This is a genomic window from Enterobacter sp. CPE_E863 (assembly GCF_046521465.1).
In the GTDB taxonomy this organism is placed as follows: Bacteria; Pseudomonadota; Gammaproteobacteria; order Enterobacterales; family Enterobacteriaceae; genus Enterobacter; species Enterobacter adelaidei.
Map to the genome: position 1 here is coordinate 1,829,779 of NZ_JBKFZX010000001.1, position 14,907 is coordinate 1,844,685.

At 54.8% G+C, this 14,907-nt stretch carries 14 protein-coding genes; 2 read left to right on the forward strand and 12 right to left on the reverse strand.

Annotation, left to right across the window (positions count from 1 at the left end; genetic code table 11):
• Window positions 1–8 precede the first annotated feature (8 nt).
• The 7 genes from rsxD to blr form a co-directional block, all read right to left on the reverse strand.
• Entirely contained in the window at window positions 9–1,061 is a 1,053-nt protein-coding gene (rsxD, locus tag ACLHV8_RS09050; RefSeq protein ID WP_128347956.1) for an electron transport complex subunit RsxD, read from the reverse strand.
• Window positions 1,062–3,083, reverse strand: coding sequence for an electron transport complex subunit RsxC (gene rsxC, locus ACLHV8_RS09055; protein WP_208593922.1), 2,022 nt, complete (start codon window positions 3,081–3,083; stop codon window positions 1,062–1,064).
• Entirely contained in the window at window positions 3,076–3,654 is a 579-nt protein-coding gene (rsxB, locus tag ACLHV8_RS09060) for an electron transport complex subunit RsxB (protein WP_028017313.1), read from the reverse strand. Before rsxB ends, rsxC begins: the two co-directional genes overlap by 8 nt.
• On the reverse strand, window positions 3,654–4,235 hold the full coding sequence (gene rsxA / locus ACLHV8_RS09065; protein ID WP_008500564.1) for an electron transport complex subunit RsxA: 582 nt from the start codon (window positions 4,233–4,235) through the stop codon (window positions 3,654–3,656). The genes rsxB and rsxA overlap by 1 nt, the downstream gene beginning before the upstream one ends.
• Window positions 4,236–4,311: 76 nt before the next feature.
• Window positions 4,312–4,752 carry a DUF2569 domain-containing protein gene (locus tag ACLHV8_RS09070; RefSeq protein WP_023311379.1) on the reverse strand — a complete coding sequence of 147 codons (441 nt, stop codon included), beginning with the start codon at window positions 4,750–4,752 and terminating at the stop codon, window positions 4,312–4,314.
• Window positions 4,753–4,838: 86 nt separating this feature from the next.
• A complete protein-coding gene (ydgT, locus tag ACLHV8_RS09075) occupies window positions 4,839–5,054 on the reverse strand; it encodes a transcription modulator YdgT (protein ID WP_006174966.1) in 216 nt (71 codons plus the stop codon).
• A gap of 233 nt (window positions 5,055–5,287) precedes the next feature.
• Complete coding sequence (gene blr, locus ACLHV8_RS09080; RefSeq protein ID WP_168112406.1) at window positions 5,288–5,413, reverse strand: division septum protein Blr; 126 nt, start codon at window positions 5,411–5,413, stop codon at window positions 5,288–5,290.
• Window positions 5,414–5,656: 243 nt separating this feature from the next.
• Between blr and ACLHV8_RS09085 the strand changes: the two genes are divergently transcribed.
• Window positions 5,657–6,697, forward strand: a complete 1,041-nt coding sequence (locus tag ACLHV8_RS09085) for an oxidoreductase (protein ID WP_208593923.1) — start codon at window positions 5,657–5,659, stop codon at window positions 6,695–6,697.
• A 54-nt stretch (window positions 6,698–6,751) separates the two neighbouring features.
• Here the strand turns inward: ACLHV8_RS09085 and add are convergent, their stop codons facing one another.
• From add to malX, 3 genes are all read right to left on the reverse strand, one after another.
• A complete protein-coding gene (add, locus tag ACLHV8_RS09090; RefSeq protein WP_410376864.1) occupies window positions 6,752–7,753 on the reverse strand; it encodes an adenosine deaminase in 1,002 nt (333 codons plus the stop codon).
• Between the two features lie 96 nt (window positions 7,754–7,849).
• On the reverse strand, window positions 7,850–9,022 hold the full coding sequence (locus ACLHV8_RS09095) for a MalY/PatB family protein (protein ID WP_208593925.1): 1,173 nt from the start codon (window positions 9,020–9,022) through the stop codon (window positions 7,850–7,852).
• Between the two features lie 49 nt (window positions 9,023–9,071).
• Window positions 9,072–10,664: a maltose/glucose-specific PTS transporter subunit IIBC gene (gene malX / locus ACLHV8_RS09100; protein WP_208593926.1), complete on the reverse strand. Its 1,593-nt coding sequence runs from the start codon at window positions 10,662–10,664 to the stop codon at window positions 9,072–9,074.
• A 177-nt stretch (window positions 10,665–10,841) separates the two neighbouring features.
• On the opposite strand from malX, the gene ACLHV8_RS09105 reads away from it, so the two are divergent.
• The gene (locus tag ACLHV8_RS09105; protein ID WP_049006298.1) at window positions 10,842–11,870 is read left to right on the forward strand and encodes a Mal regulon transcriptional regulator MalI; all 1,029 of its coding nucleotides are present in this window, start codon (window positions 10,842–10,844) and stop codon (window positions 11,868–11,870) included.
• A 54-nt stretch (window positions 11,871–11,924) separates the two neighbouring features.
• Here ACLHV8_RS09105 and ACLHV8_RS09110 read toward each other — a convergent pair whose 3' ends face one another.
• Window positions 11,925–13,457, reverse strand: coding sequence for a YdgA family protein (locus ACLHV8_RS09110; protein ID WP_108090044.1), 1,533 nt, complete (start codon window positions 13,455–13,457; stop codon window positions 11,925–11,927).
• Window positions 13,458–13,556: 99 nt separating this feature from the next.
• The gene (gene manA, locus ACLHV8_RS09115; protein ID WP_208593927.1) at window positions 13,557–14,732 is read right to left on the reverse strand and encodes a mannose-6-phosphate isomerase; all 1,176 of its coding nucleotides are present in this window, start codon (window positions 14,730–14,732) and stop codon (window positions 13,557–13,559) included.
• Window positions 14,733–14,907 lie beyond the last annotated feature (175 nt).

Consider the following 14,907-nt stretch of genomic DNA (forward strand, 5'->3'; position numbering starts at 1 on the left):
CGAAACCCTTAACGATGTCCGTACACGCGCGGACGCGTGTAATAGTCGATGAGCGGAACGGTAATGTTGGCGAGCAGGACGGCAAATGCCACACCATCCGGATAGCCACCAAAGCTGCGGATCAACCATACCAGCAACCCAGCCAGCGCACCGAAGATCAGGCGGCCACGGTTGGTCGTTGACGCGGTAACCGGATCCGTCAGGATAAAGAATGCGCCTAACATGGTCGCGCCGGAGAGCAAATGCAACTGCGGGCTGGCCAGTGACTCGGGGGAGAACACCCAGCCCAGCGTGGCACAAACCGCCAGCGTCACGAGGAAGCTGACCGGGATATGCCAGCGAATGGCTTTTTGTTGCAGCAGGAACAGACCGCCCAGCAGATACGCCAGGTTAACCCACTGCCAGCCTGCGCCTGCCAGCACGCCACTGTAGATGGCTGATTTCATAATCTGTTCAACGCTGTGACCCGCGTGCAGGGACGTTTTAAACGTATCGAGAGGCGTCGCCTGGCTGATACCATCCACGCCCATACGCAGCGTGTTCATATCAGCGCCGAGTGCGGTATGGCCGGTAAAGATCACGTGAAGGGCATCCATAAAGCCCGGAACCGTTGCCGCAATCTCATGCGGTGGCAACCAGCTTGTCATCTGTACCGGGAAGGAGATCAGCAGCACCACGTAGCCGATCATTGCCGGGTTAAACGGGTTATGACCGAGTCCACCATACAGTTGTTTGGCAATTATCACTGCGAAGACGGTACCGAGTATCACCATCCACCATGGGGCAAACGGTGGAATACTGATGGCCAGCAGCAGGCCGGTCAGTAGCGCGGAGTTGTCGGCAAGGATGCGGGAAACTACCATCTTGCGCAGTTTAAGCACCAGGGCTTCAGCGGCTAAGGCGCTGACACAGCCCAGGACTATCTGGAACAGGGTTCCCCAGCCGAAAAACCAGCACTGAACGGCAATGCCCGGCAGCGCGGCCAGGCAGACCAGCATCATAATGCGCGATGTCTGGCGCTGGTTGTGGGTGTAAGGGGAACTTGCGATTCTGAAAACCATTTAATCCTCGTTAACTGCTTGCTGTGCGGCTTTCTTCGCCTGAACGCGCGCGATGGCAGCGGCGACGGCAGCTTTGCGCGGGTCGTCATTTGCGGCCTGAGGTTGCTCTTCCTGTTGCGCCGCTTTACGGGCTTTAGCGCGTGCAATTGCTGCTTCAACAGCGGCTTTGCGCGGGTCGACCGGCATTTCGGGTTCGGTTGTCTGCGTCTGTTGTGCTGTCTTACGGGCTTTGGCACGGGCTATTGCCGCTTCGACGGCAGCTTTGCGCGGGTCCACCGCCTCTTTCTCGACTACCACGTTTTGCTCACCGGCTTTTCGGGCTTTGGCGCGGGCAATTGCCGCTTCAACGGCGGCTTTCCGTGGATCAACCTCAACTTCAGCCTGAGCTGTTTGCGCTTTTTCAGCCTGACGGGCGCGAGCCGCTGCTTTACGCGCTTCGCGGGCGGCAATCGCTTCGCTATTATCCGGTTTCTCACCCGCCGGGATGACCACGGTTTGGGCTGCGGTCGCTTTTTTCTCGCGAACGCGCGCCAGTGCCGCGTTAATGGCATCCTGATCTTTCTCACCTGGCTGAACAGCAGCCTGCTTATGGCGCTCCTGACGAGCCGCTTTTTCGCGCTCCAGTCGAGCCTGGCGCGCTTCAAAGCGGGCTTTTGCTTCGGCTGCACGTTTTTCTTCCATTGAGATGGCATAAATTTCAGCCTTCTCCTGGCGGAAATACTGCACCAGTGGAATGTTACTTGGGCAAACCCAGGCGCAGGCTCCGCATTCAATACAGTCAGCCAGATTATGGGCTTGTGCTTTGTCGTGCAGTTGGCCTTTACTGTACCAGTACAACTGCTGCGGAAGCAGGTCCGCCGGGCAAGCGTCGGCACAGGCACTACAGCGGATACAACCTTTCTCCTCCTGCTCTTCGCCCATTTCGATTGGAGAAGGCGCAAGCAGGCAGTTCGTGATTTTGACCACCGGGACATCCAGCCACGGCAGGGTAAAGCCCATCAGTGGGCCGCCCATGATCACCATCTGGTCGCTGCCAGGGCAAAACTCAGCCTGTTCCAGCAGGTGACGAACCGGCGTTCCCAGTCGCGCCCAGACGTTCCCCGGACGCGAGACAGACTCTCCGGTCAGCGTTACCACGCGCTCGGTCAACGGCTCGCCGTCAATCACCGCGCGCTTCACCGCATAGGCGGTCCCGACGTTTTGCATCAGCACACCGATATCTGAGGAGCGTCCACCGTGTGGCACTTGTTTACCGGTAAGAATCTGCGTCAGCTGTTTTGCGCCACCAGAAGGGTACTTGGTTGGAATGACGCGCAGGGCGATATCATGGCTACCGGCCAGTACGGCGCGCAGCATTGAGATGGCCTGTGGTTTATTGTCTTCAATACCAATCAGTACTTCTTTCGGCTGCAGAATGTGCGCGAGAATGCGAATACCTTCCACCACCTGGGCGGCGCAATCCTGCATCAGACGATCGTCTGCGGTGATATAAGGCTCGCATTCAGCAGCATTGATAATCAGCGTCTGTATTTTATCGCCACCGCCATGCAGTTTGACACCGGTAGGGAAGCCTGCGCCGCCCAGTCCGGCCACACCGAACTGATGAATACGCTCGATGAGCTCATCGCGACTCCGGTTGCGGTAGTCGCCCCAGCCGTCACGCTCGATCCAGCGATCTTCACCGTCGGCTTCAATAATGACGCTCAGTTCTGAAAGTGCTGACGGGTGAGCCACCGTATGCGGAGCGATTGCCATCACTTTGCCAGATGTTGGCGCGTGTACAGGCAGCATTCGTCCCCGGCCAAAGGTCAGCGGCTGGCCGCGAAGAACCGTATCACCTTCTTTCACACACAGCTCGCCCTCCGCGCCAATATGCTGCTTGAGAGGCATGATGTAACGCGTCGCCAGCGGAATTTGACGCAGTGGGGTGCCGTTGGACTGGGTTTTCATCTCCGGCGGATGAATACCGCCGTCAAAGTCCCAGATCTTCTCTTTTCTGAAAGCAGAAAATAACTTAAGCATGTTGTTCCACAGGAATGTTGCGAACCGGAATGGTTTGAAGATCCCACTTCCAGCTTTCGGTAGTCGTTTCAACCGGGCGCAGTTCAATACATTGCGTCGGGCATGGCGCTACGCAGAGGTTGCAGCCAGTACACAGATCAGCGACGACAGTGTGCATGGCGCGGGTTGCGCCAACGATGGCATCTACAGGGCAGGCCTGAATACATTTGGTACAGCCGATGCAGTTTGCTTCGTCGATCACAGCAAGGGCGCGAACCGGCTCCTGGACGTCTGCATCGCCATCAATCGGCTGCGGGTCAACGTTCAGCAGAGCCGCAATTTTCAGCATTACCGCCTCACCACCCGGTGCACAGCGGTTAATTTTTTCACCCTGAATCCCTACCGCTTCGGCATAGGGGCGGCAACCGGGATAGCCACACTGTCCACATTGGCTTTGTGGAAGAAGCTCATCAATTTTTTCAACAACAGGATCGTCCTCTACCGCAAAACGGCGGGAGGCGTAACCCAGGATAAGGCCAAACACCAACCCCAGGACGCTGATAGAGGCGATGGCAATCCAGATAGCATTCATTACAACTTCACCAGACCACTAAAGCCCATAAAGGCCAGAGACATTAAACCTGCGGTCACCAGCGCAATCGCGTTACCGCGAAACGGCGCAGGGATATCCGCTGCGGCGAGGCGCTCACGAATAGAGGCGAACAGCACCATCACCAGAGAAAAACCGACGGCCGCAGAAAAACCATACAGTGCCGATTGCATAAAGTTATGCCCAAGGTTGATGTTCAGCAGCGCTACGCCGAGCACGGCGCAGTTGGTGGTAATCAACGGCAGGAAAATCCCCAGCAGGCGATAGAGCGCCGGACTGGTTTTGCGTACCACCATTTCGGTAAATTGCACAACCACTGCAATAACCAGAATAAAGGCCAGCGTACGGAGATAGGTTAACCCCAACGGGATAAGGATCCAGGTATCAATCCACCACGCGCAAATAGACGCCAGCGTCATGACAAAGGTGGTCGCCAGCCCCATGCCCATTGCAGTTTCCAGTTTTTTGGAAACGCCCATAAATGGACATAGGCCAAGGAACTTCACCAGGACGAAGTTGTTAACCAGCACTGTGCCGACAAAGAGCAGTAAGTAATCGGTCATTATTTAGCCTGAAATAAAAAAGCCGCCTATTATCGGATAAACCAACGCAGGCGACAACAGGTTATCTGTAAGGTTATTACGGGTTCACAAAGGTGTTTTTCACCCGTGTCGAACGCTTAAAATAGGGCACCAGCAGCGCAGCGGCCAGTAAAGGGAAAAGTAGCTGGCGGACGGCCAGGGCGTCAGAAACCGGCGAAAAAGCAAAAGCTTTTACCGCCAGCAGGACCGAAATCAGCAGCCAGATAATGTAATGCTTAGGCACACTTTTACGGCGCTTAAAGAAAGCGATGGTCAGCCACAGCGTGTAGTACCACATCCCTATCGCGAAAACGAACGATACAAACCACATCGCAATATTAAGCACACTTTGCGACATCAGCGTCTGGATGGCATGCGGGGTAATCAGTGCGGTGGTATAAAGCAGCAGCGCAAGTGATGCGCTTAATAAGGCAACCAGCAGCCATGCCAGTGGGGCGATTAACCAGCCTCCAATGCGTTCTCCAGGCGTTGCGGTCATAAACTCTCCCATAATCTGCGCGAAATGTTGTACAGCCAGTTTGCAGGGCGGAGAGTATATAACATTTCGCGCTGATGGCTACTTTCTTATAAAACGTAACGCCAGACAGACTTAGGCACTTCACCCACATTGAACAAACGGCCTCCGGAGACCAGTTCCGCACGGCGATGGTCAGCGGCACGATACATGTTGATGATTTCCTGATTATCCGACAGGGTGTAGTTCAGATGGTCAAACAGTTTTTCCAGGCTTTCAAGGGAATTGATCTTGCGAAATTTTAATAAATAGTCCTGAACTGTCATATTAATAATTTTCCATATAAAAGTGAGTAATACCAGTTAAGGTAATTCGTTCGAATAATAAACGGATTAATAAAGACGTAAACAGCCCACTCAGGTAATGCGACTAAATTAGGAGTTTTCTTTGCTGAAAGTTTCAGGCATCAAATGATGCCTGGAAGAGAAGGTTAACCGTGTTCACCAGGGCTGGCAATACGTAACTGACATATTGTGTCACTCTTTATTGCAGTAACCGGTTACTTAGGTTGGGCGACTGTGACAGGCTCCGGCGGTTGGTAGTTATCGATATGGCTGGCAACGCCAAGCAAAATGACCGATACCCCAAGAACAATCCATCCCGCTAATTCAATGATTCGATTAATAATTGACGTCATGATTCGTAGTTGTAATTTATCCATAAATACAGGGAGCAGATGTTACAGCGGCGTTTCCCCGGCGGCAAGTGCTTTGGGAACGGTTCCCTTAAACAAAATCAGGTGGTTAATACTATGTAACAAAAACAACCCATACAACCTGCTATTTTAAGTCATATGGCACATTATTAATCTGTGGTAATGCCAGGCTAGCCAGTGTGAAATAAGAACGCCATAAAAGAGGATGACACTATGAGTGATAATATCCGCGTCGGGCTTATTGGTTATGGATATGCGGGAAAAACGTTTCATGCGCCTCTGATCGCCGGGACGCCCGGAATGGCGCTGGCTGCCGTATCCAGTAGTGATGCAACTAAAGTCCATGCCGACTGGCCTTCCGTGCCGGTTGTCTCTGAACCTAGACATCTTTTCAACGATCCGAATATTGATTTAATTATCATCCCCACGCCAAACGACACGCACTTTCCGCTGGCAAAGGCGGCGCTGGAAGCCGGCAAGCACGTGGTCGTTGATAAACCCTTTACCGTGACGTTGTCACAAGCACGCGAGCTTGATGCGCTAGCAAAGAGCCTGGGCAGGTTACTTTCGGTATTCCATAACCGCCGTTGGGACAGCGATTTTTTGACCGTAAAAAGGCTTCTCAGCGAAGGTACGTTGGGGGAGATCCTCTTTTTTGAATCGCATTTTGACCGTTTTCGCCCGCAGGTACGAAACCGCTGGCGCGAGCAGGCCGGTCCGGGCAGCGGCATCTGGTACGATCTGGCCCCGCATCTTCTGGATCAGGCCGTGAATCTGTTTGGCCTGCCGGTGAGTATGACGGTCGATCTGGCACAGCTCAGGCCTGGCGCGCAGACAACGGATTATTTCCATGCGGTTTTGAGTTACCCACAGCGTCGAATTGTGCTCCACGGGACGATGGTGGCGGCCGCAGAATCCGCGCGTTATATCATTCACGGTACGCGCGGGAGTTATGTGAAGTTCGGTCTCGACCCGCAGGAAGATCGCTTAAAAAACGGGGAGCGTTTGCCACAGGAAGACTGGGGCTATGATATGCGAGACGGTGTTGTGACGCGGGTTGAAGGTGAGGAGCTGGTGGAGGAAACCTTGCTGACTATTCCAGGTAACTACCCGGCTTATTATGCAGCTATCCGCGATGCGCTGAACGGAACGGGGGAAAATCCGGTTCCGGCAAGCCAGGCCATTCAGATTATGGAGCTGATTGAGCTGGGCATCGAATCAGCCAAACATCGCGCCACGCTCTGTCTGGCATAAGGTACAGATATTTTGTATGCCGGGTAAGGCGCAGCCGCTACCCGGCAAAAAGGCTTACGCGGTTGCCACCTTATCCCGCAGCGCCTGCTTCTCTTCAGGCGTCAGGAAAGCGATCTCCAGCCCGTTGATCTGCGCCTGACGAATTTGCTCGCGGCTCAGACCCGCCTGAGGCGCAGCAATGTTGTATTCGTGAATAATATCCACCCCCTGAACCGCCGGATCGTCAGTGTTCAGTGAGGCCAGCACACCGTGCTCAAGGAACGTTTTCAGCGGGTGCTGTGCCAGCGTTGCCACGGTGCTGGTCTGAATATTAGACGTCAGGCAAGACTCAATTCCGATGCGCTGTTCCGCCAGGAAATCCATCAGAGCGCGATCTTCTACCGCTTTTACGCCGTGGCCGATACGCTCGGCGCCCAGCCCGCGGATGGCCTGCCAGATGCTTTCCGGACCTGCCGCTTCACCTGCATGAACGGTAATGTGCCACCCGGCGTCACGCGCGCGGTTGAAATGGGACAGGAACAGACTGCCCGGGAAGCCCAGCTCATCACCGGCGAGGTCGACCGCAGTGATGGCATCGCGATGCGCCAGCAGCGCTTCCAGTTCCTGCAGGCAGGCTGCCTCACCGAACGTACGGCTCATGATGCCAATCAGACGGGCCTGGACATCAAACGTTTTACAGCCTTCGCGGACGCCTTCAATGACGGCTTCCACTACGCCTGCAACGGGCAGGTTGTGGGTCATCGCCATATAGCCTGGCGAGAAACGCAGTTCGACGTAATGCAGACCGTTACGGGCGGCATCTTCGATGTTCTCGAACGCCACGCGGCGGCAGGCATCCAGCGAGGCCAGCATCTTCACGCCCCAGTCGAGTTTACTCAGGAAGCTGACCAGGTCAGGTTCATTGGAGGTGACCTGAACATGAGGGATCAAGGACTCAAGTGTCTGAGCAGGAAGCGTTAAATTGAACTGGCGGCCAAGATCGAGGATGGTTTGGGCACGAATGTTACCGTCAAGGTGACGATGAATATCAGTTAATGGCAGGCGTGTATCAATCATGGTCGCACTCTTTTCTGGTTAAAGTGCGCCATATTATAAAAACAAAACGAGGTAAAAAGCTATTTGCGCAATGGAATATTCCGTTGCGCAAATGAATTACAGTAGCGTGTTAATCCCGGCGATAAGGCGTTGAACCCCTTGTTCCAGCTTGCTGCGCGGGCAGCCAGCATTCAGGCGCACGAAGCCATTTCCCTCTTTGCCGTAGGTATTTCCTGGCATGATGGCGACTTTTTGCTTCTCGATCAGCACTTTTTGCAGCGCCCGGTCGTCAATGTTCAGTGGGCGCAGGTCAATCCAGGCCAGATAGGTCGCTTCTGGCGGCTGCCAGTTCAGTTTCGGAAAAGCGCTGTTTATTTCCTGCGCGATATACGACAAATTTTCTTCCAGATAACGCCGCAAGGCATCCAGCCACGGCTCTCCCTGCTGATAGGCGGCGATATGTGCCGTCAGTGCCAGCACGGAAGGGGAAGAGAGTCCGTCCCGGCCTTTCAACGCGCTAAGATAACCGTTACGGCTTTCTTCATCACCAATCAGGCCGTAAGCGCCGGTCAACGCCGGAATATTGAAACTTTTCGAACCGGAGGTGAGAAGCGCCCATTTGCCCCGTGCTACCGCGTTCCACGGCGTGTGACGACGATCTCCCCACACCATGTCCATATGTATTTCATCGCTGATCACCGCCACGTCATAGCGTGCGCACAGTTCCGCCATGTGGGTCAACTCATCCCGCGTCCAGACCTTGCCGGTCGGGTTTTGCGGGCTGCACAGCAGCAAAATTTTGTTTTCAGATTTTGCAAGGGCCGCTTCCAGCGCAGCCATATTTCCCTGCCAGCCTGCGGCATGCTTTTCCATCTCGACGGGCACCACATGACGAGCATTGCCTTCAATGGCTTTGTAAAACGCATCGTATGCCGGGGTGTGTACCACCACGCCGTCGCCGGGGTTTGACCAGAGACGAATCAATTCAGAGACCATATAAATGACGGAAGGACCATAAACGACGGTTTCCGTATTAATCTGGCTGTTAAACCGCTGCTGGAACCAGTGCGCGACGGCGGCCAGGAACTCCTCGTTCTTCCAGCGACTATAGCCAAACACGCCGTGATGAATGCGCTGTTGCAGCGCATCGGTAATGCAGGGGGCGGTGGTGAAATCCATATCCGAGATAGTGAAGGGCAGCAAATCGGCCGCGCCAAAACGGTCGGCGACGTAATCCCACTGTGTACACCAGGTGCCGTGACGATCCACGACGGGAGAAAAATCAAACATGACGTACGTCCTTAAAGTAAAACCCCCTCATGGTGAGGGGGCTGAGGCATCAGGCTTCGACAGTTCGCATCAGGGTCGCCAGCTCATCTTTCACTGACTGTACCTGTGGGCCGATAACCACCTGCAAATTGTGCTGATTTAGTTGCACCACGCCGATGGCCCGGTTGGCTTTCAGGGCGTTGGTGTCTACTTTCGACATATCCGCCACTGACAGACGCAGACGGGTAATGCAGTTATCCAGAGAGGTGATGTTATCCGCACCGCCCAGTGCCGCCAGAATAGCAGGGGTGTTATAGCCGGATTTACCCACGGTCCCGGCAACAGCCTGCTCAACATTGCTCGCTGTATCGGTATCACGACCTGGCGTTTTCAGATTAAAGCGGGTGATGGCGAAGCGGAAGATACCGTAATACACCGCGAACCAGATAGCCGCCACGACCGGCACCAGATACCACTTGGTGGACAGGCCGTGCAGAATACCGAACACCACGAAGTCGATCACGTTGCCGTCGGTGTTGCCGATGGTAACCCCCAGTACCGCCATCACGGTAAAGCCCAGACCGGTCAGCACGGCGTGGATGAGATACAGCACCGGTGCGACGAACAGGAACAGGAATTCGATTGGCTCAGTGGTACCGCCTACCACGCAGGCGATCACGCCGGAAATCAGCAGGCCTTTAATTTTATGACGATTCTCCGGGCGTGCACAGTGGTACATTGCCAGCGCAGCGCCAGGAAGGCCGCCGAGGAAGGCAGGCATTTTCCCCTGAGACAGGAAGCGGGTTGCACTTTCGGAGAAGCCGTGCGTAGTTGGGCAGCTTAACTGTGCCTGGAAGATAGTCAGTGCACCGCTCACATCGTGACCGCACACCTCCATGGTACCACCCGCTTCGGTGAAGCGAATCAGAGCCACGAGGATATGTTGCAGGCCAAACGGCAGCAGCAGGCGTTCACCGGTACCGAAGATCATCGGTCCAAAATCTCCCGCGCCGTTAATGATGCGCCCAATGCCGTTGATACCCATCGCAAAGACTGGCCAGATCAGCGGAATGATCAAACCAAACAGACCCATTACCACCAGGGTAATAATCGGCACAAAGCGGGTACCACCGAAGAATGCCAGCGCATCCGGCAGACGGATATTGTGGAAGCGTTCGTGCAACATCCAGATGATCACCCCGGCGATCACCGCACCGAGGATCCCGGTATCAATAGACTGGATACCAATCACGCTCTGAATGTTGTTAGCTTTCAGCACAGCGGCGTCGGTGGTAGGCAGAATGCCTTTCGCGGTCAGCCAGAAGTTAACGGCCAGGTTCATCACCGCGTAACCCACAAAACCGGCAAACGCGGCCACGCCTTTATTCTCGCGCGCCAGACCCAGCGGGATAGCAATACAGAACATCACGGGCAGGAAACTGAAGGCAAAGGAGCCGACCTTACTCATCCAGATAAAGATCGCCTGCAGCACTGGCGCGCCGAGGAACGGGATCAGCGTGATGACGTCTTTACTGCTGAGTGAACTGCCGATCCCGAGCATGATCCCGCAGAACGAGAGGAGTGCCACGGGCAGCATAAAGGTTTTACCCAGTTGCTGGAAAAACTCCCACAGCGATATTTTTTGTGCTGCTTTCGCCGTCATAAAACGACTCCTTTATTGTTAAAATCAGTTTATCTGCTTCAATGCTGCGAGAAGATAAAACGTTTTATCAAAGTTTAGTCCGCGCTAAATCACATTCTCAGGCTTTGACTGGTAGTATAAAGATAACGTATTGATAAAACGTTTTACCGATCTCATTTCAGGGAGTCACGCCGACACATGGCTGTAGCGAAAAAAATCACCATCAACGATGTTGCGCTGGCGGCGGGTGTTTCCGTCAGCACCGTTTCTCTGGTGCTAAGCGGGAAAGGGCGGATCTCTCCTGCGACCGGCCAGCGGGTGAACGAGGCGGTTGAACAGCTGGGCTTTGTGCGTAACCGCCAGGCATCGGCGCTGCGCGGTGGGCAAAGCGGGGTGATCGGTTTGATTGTTCGTGACCTGACGTCTCCCTTCTATGCAGAACTGACTGCAGGGTTAACCGAGGCGCTTGAAGCGCAGGGACGGATGGTCTTTCTGCTGCACGGTGGCCGTGAAGCCGATCAGCTGCTTTCCCGCCTGGATATGTTGCTTAACCAGGGTGTCGACGGGGTGATTGTCGCCGGGGCGTCAGGCGTAGGCAGTGAGCTGTGTGAACGAGCCGCCGAAAAAGGTGTGCCTTTGGTCTTTGCCTCGCGCGCCAGTTACCTGGATGAGGCTGATACGCTGCGCCCGGATAACATGCAGGCCGCACAAATGTTAACCGAACATCTTATTCGTCGCGGTCATCAGCGCATTGCCTGGCTCGGCGGCAAAAGTTCGTCCCTGACCCGGGCCGAGCGGGTAGGCGGCTACTGCGCGACGCTGATTAAATACGGCCTGCCATTCCACAGTGAATGGGTCGTTGAGTGCGAATCCAGCCAAAAGAAAGCGGCGGAAGCGATAAGCGCGTTGTTGCGCAGCAGCCCGACGATCAGCGCCGTGATTTGCTATAACGACGTGATCGCCATGGGAGCCTGGTTTGGGCTGATCCGCGCCGGGCGTCAGAGCGGCGAGGGCGGGGTAGAAACCTTCTTCGGCCATCAGGTGGCGCTAGGGGCATTTGCCGACGTCGGCGAAAACGCGCTGGACGATCTTCCAATCGTCTGGGCCACGACGCCCGCGCGGGAGATGGGCTACACGCTGGCAGACAGGATCATGCAGCGCATCGAGAATACGGATGTCCAGGCCGGGCATCAGATTGTGGCGGCGCGGTTGGTGACGGTGAAATAGACGCCTCTGCACCACCCGGCAATAAAAAACCCCTCATGCGAGGGGTTTTGACGTTTACTGCTGCGGTGCAGCCGGTTCAGCTGGCGCTGCCGGTTCAGCCGGGTCCGGCATCCCCAGAGCCGGCATACCAAACATGCCGACGAAGTCTTCCAGCGGCATTTTATCGCCGTTGAGCGTGACCTGGCCGTTGGCGTACTGCAGGCTGGTGGAAATCGTGTTGTTCTCCACCTTGGTGATGCGGAACATCTGGCCCATCGCCGCCAGGCCTTTCACCTGCTGGTTCGCCAGCTTGCCGGCGTCTTCATCACCGTAGCCTTCCAGTTTCGCAATTTGGGTCATAAACTCGGTTGCCATCTCCATAGGGATGGTCAGCTTGCTGTCGAGCGATTTCACGCTGCGATCGACTTCCTGCGCCAGCGTTTGCGGTTCACCCGTGGCAGTTGCCGGATCTTTCAGGAAAAGAGACAGGTTAAAGTTGGTTTCACCTTTGCTGTTTTTCCAGCTCAGTGGCGCAACGGTTATCACCGGCTCGCCTTTCAGCAGGATCGGCAGGTTATTGAACAGCACCGCTATCGCCTGCTGCTGATATACCTCAGGGTTCTGCTGCAGTGCGGTATCGGTCAGCAGCGCCTGGCTCTCTTTGCTGTATTTCTGGCTAAACTCGTGCCACGCCTGGCCGTCGATATTGCCGATCTTCAGAGAGAGTTTGCCGGTGCCCAGATCCTGATTCTGCACTTTCAGGCTCTTCAGCGTGTAGTCCAGTTGAGTATTGATACTCTTACCGTCTTTGGAAACGTCGGATTTGCCGTTGACGTCCATGCCTTCCAGCACGGCCATCTCTTTTCCTTCAACCGCAATGGCAACCTTATCGAGAGACAGTTTTTGATCGCCGATACGCTCTTTAAAATCGGTCATTCGGCTATTGCCGTCGGCTTTCAGATTATTGAAGGTGAGCTGAACTTTCTGGTTGTATTCATTGACGGCATTGACCAGGCCACTTTCCGCTTCACCCGTCAGGGAGAACACGTTTCCGTCGCGGTCAGCATCAAGCTTGAAGTTACCGCCGCTGAAGGCGACTTTCTCATTCTCTTTCTCGTAGTTCAGCGCTTTCAGGGCAATATCGGAACTCGTGTCACCGGCATAGCTGATGCGGGTGTTAATCTCGAAAGGTGATTCATTCTTCGCCAGGTCGAACAGCGGTTTGGTCAGGTCGTTGTTCACCAGTACGGTGTGAACGGATGCCATCGACGGGATCAGGTTAAAGGACTTCAACTGCGCCAGAGGCAACGGACCGTGGCTGACCACTTCATCCAGCACCACACTCTGGCCCGATTTCAGCCAGCCGTTTTCAGTACCGGCAACCGGCTTCACCACAACCTGCATATGGCTGGTAAATACGCCGCGCTGATAATTCTGGTAGCTCAGCTCAAGACCTGCTTCCGGCGCGCTGCGTTTAAGCTCGCTGTTAGCCTGCGCCACCATCTCAGCCAGACGGCCTTCCAGCTGTTTCCCGGTAAACCAGGAGGCACCTGTCCAGACCACGCCTAACGCTACAATCACTCCAACCGCTACGACCGATTTTTTCATTGCGACTATCCCTAAAATGAAACCAGGCGGTAGACACCGCCCGGAGATATAAAGCCAGCAACTAGCTTAGCAAGAGTTGTTAAAAAATTCAGTAAGTCCCTATAGCTTATTAAAAACGCGCGCCAGGCGGCCTTTACCGCTAATGCTAACCGGAGATTCATTGGCCGCAACGAAAGCCGACTCGCCCGGCTTGAGCACCAGACACTGTTCTCCCTTATGCAGCACCGCTTCGCCTTCTACGCAGAACAGGATCGCCGCGCTCTCCTGCGCGATGGTCGTTTCTGTCTGGCTCAGGTCGTGCAGTGAGAAAGCAAAATCCTCAACCGGGATAGGGAAGTCCAGTTCTGCGCCGTTTTTCACCGGCTGAGTCAGCAGCTCTCCGGCTGGTTTCGCCACGAACTGCACATTGGCAACCAGCTCAGGAATATCGATATATTTCGGCGTCAGACCCGCGCGCAGCACGTTGTCAGAGTTGGCCATTACCTCCAGGGCGACACCCTGCAGATAGGCGTGAGGCGTTTCGGCAAACAGGAACATCGCTTCGCCCGGGTTCAGCTTCACCACGTTCAGCAGCAGAGGAGAGAACAGACCGCTGTCGTCCGGGTAGAATTCGGAAATCAGACGGATAGTCTCCCACGGTTCACCTTGCTGCGTGTTCAGCGCCGCTTTCAGCACCGCCAGCGCATGCGATTTCTCTTCACCCTGCATGTTAAGCAGGCTGGCAAACAGCTGGCTCAGCGCGTCTGCGTTTGGGTTTTCGAGGAAGTGGGCGATAGCCTTGTTGGCACCTGCGACAGGTTGCAGCAGGGAGATGATCTCTGAAAACTCGCGGAACGCATTCATCGCCAGGAACGGGGTCAGCGCAAAGACCAGCTCCGGCTTATGGTTAGGATCTTTGTAGTTACGCTCGGCGGCATCTAACGGAATGCCTGCGGCGTTCTCTTTGGCGAAACCAATCTCAGAGGCTTTCTTGTTCGGGTGAACCTGAATGGAGAGCGGCTGGTCGGCGCACAGTACTTTAAACAGGAACGGCAACTCACCAAAACGGCTGGCAACCTTGTCGCCCAGCAGCGCGCCTTTATCGGCATCAATGACGTCGCGCAGAGCGCGAATCTGGCCGCTGGCATCTTCAATTTTTGAGCTGCTCTTCGGGTGCGCCCCCATCCACAGTTCTGCCATCGGCAGGTTGTTCGGGTTCGCGATACCGTAGAGATCCGTTAACGCAGTTTTACTTCCCCAGGCGTAGTTTTGCACTGAGTTAATGAGTTTTTGCATTATCAAGCCCTGATTCAAATGTGGAATTAACTCCGGGTATTAAAGCAATAAACCACGTGGAAGTAACCTGCGGATGTAAAAAGTCGTACTAGTCTCAGTTTTTGTTAAAAAATTGTGTAGGATAAGCTGACTCGCTTTTAAGCGGGCAGCGGAACATCTGCCCAAATAATCAGAC

Bases quoted from the DNA above. Each gene is read 5' to 3' on its own strand.
- ACLHV8_RS09070 (WP_023311379.1), bottom strand. From the start codon at position 4,752: ATGACCGCAACGCCTGGAGAACGCATTGGAGGCTGGTTAATCGCCCCA.
- ACLHV8_RS09095 (WP_208593925.1), bottom strand. From the start codon at position 9,022: ATGTTTGATTTTTCTCCCGTCGTGGATCGTCACGGCACCTGGTGTACA.
- rsxB (WP_028017313.1), bottom strand. From the start codon at position 3,654: ATGAATGCTATCTGGATTGCCATCGCCTCTATCAGCGTCCTGGGGTTG.
- rsxA (WP_008500564.1), bottom strand. From the start codon at position 4,235: ATGACCGATTACTTACTGCTCTTTGTCGGCACAGTGCTGGTTAACAAC.
- rsxC (WP_208593922.1), bottom strand. From the start codon at position 3,083: ATGCTTAAGTTATTTTCTGCTTTCAGAAAAGAGAAGATCTGGGACTTT.
- rsxD (WP_128347956.1), bottom strand. From the start codon at position 1,061: ATGGTTTTCAGAATCGCAAGTTCCCCTTACACCCACAACCAGCGCCAG.
- ACLHV8_RS09105 (WP_049006298.1), top strand. From the start codon at position 10,842: ATGGCTGTAGCGAAAAAAATCACCATCAACGATGTTGCGCTGGCGGCG.
- malX (WP_208593926.1), bottom strand. From the start codon at position 10,664: ATGACGGCGAAAGCAGCACAAAAAATATCGCTGTGGGAGTTTTTCCAG.
- ACLHV8_RS09110 (WP_108090044.1), bottom strand. From the start codon at position 13,457: ATGAAAAAATCGGTCGTAGCGGTTGGAGTGATTGTAGCGTTAGGCGTG.
- ydgT (WP_006174966.1), bottom strand. From the start codon at position 5,054: ATGACAGTTCAGGACTATTTATTAAAATTTCGCAAGATCAATTCCCTT.
- ACLHV8_RS09085 (WP_208593923.1), top strand. From the start codon at position 5,657: ATGAGTGATAATATCCGCGTCGGGCTTATTGGTTATGGATATGCGGGA.
- add (WP_410376864.1), bottom strand. From the start codon at position 7,753: ATGATTGATACACGCCTGCCATTAACTGATATTCATCGTCACCTTGAC.
- manA (WP_208593927.1), bottom strand. From the start codon at position 14,732: ATGCAAAAACTCATTAACTCAGTGCAAAACTACGCCTGGGGAAGTAAA.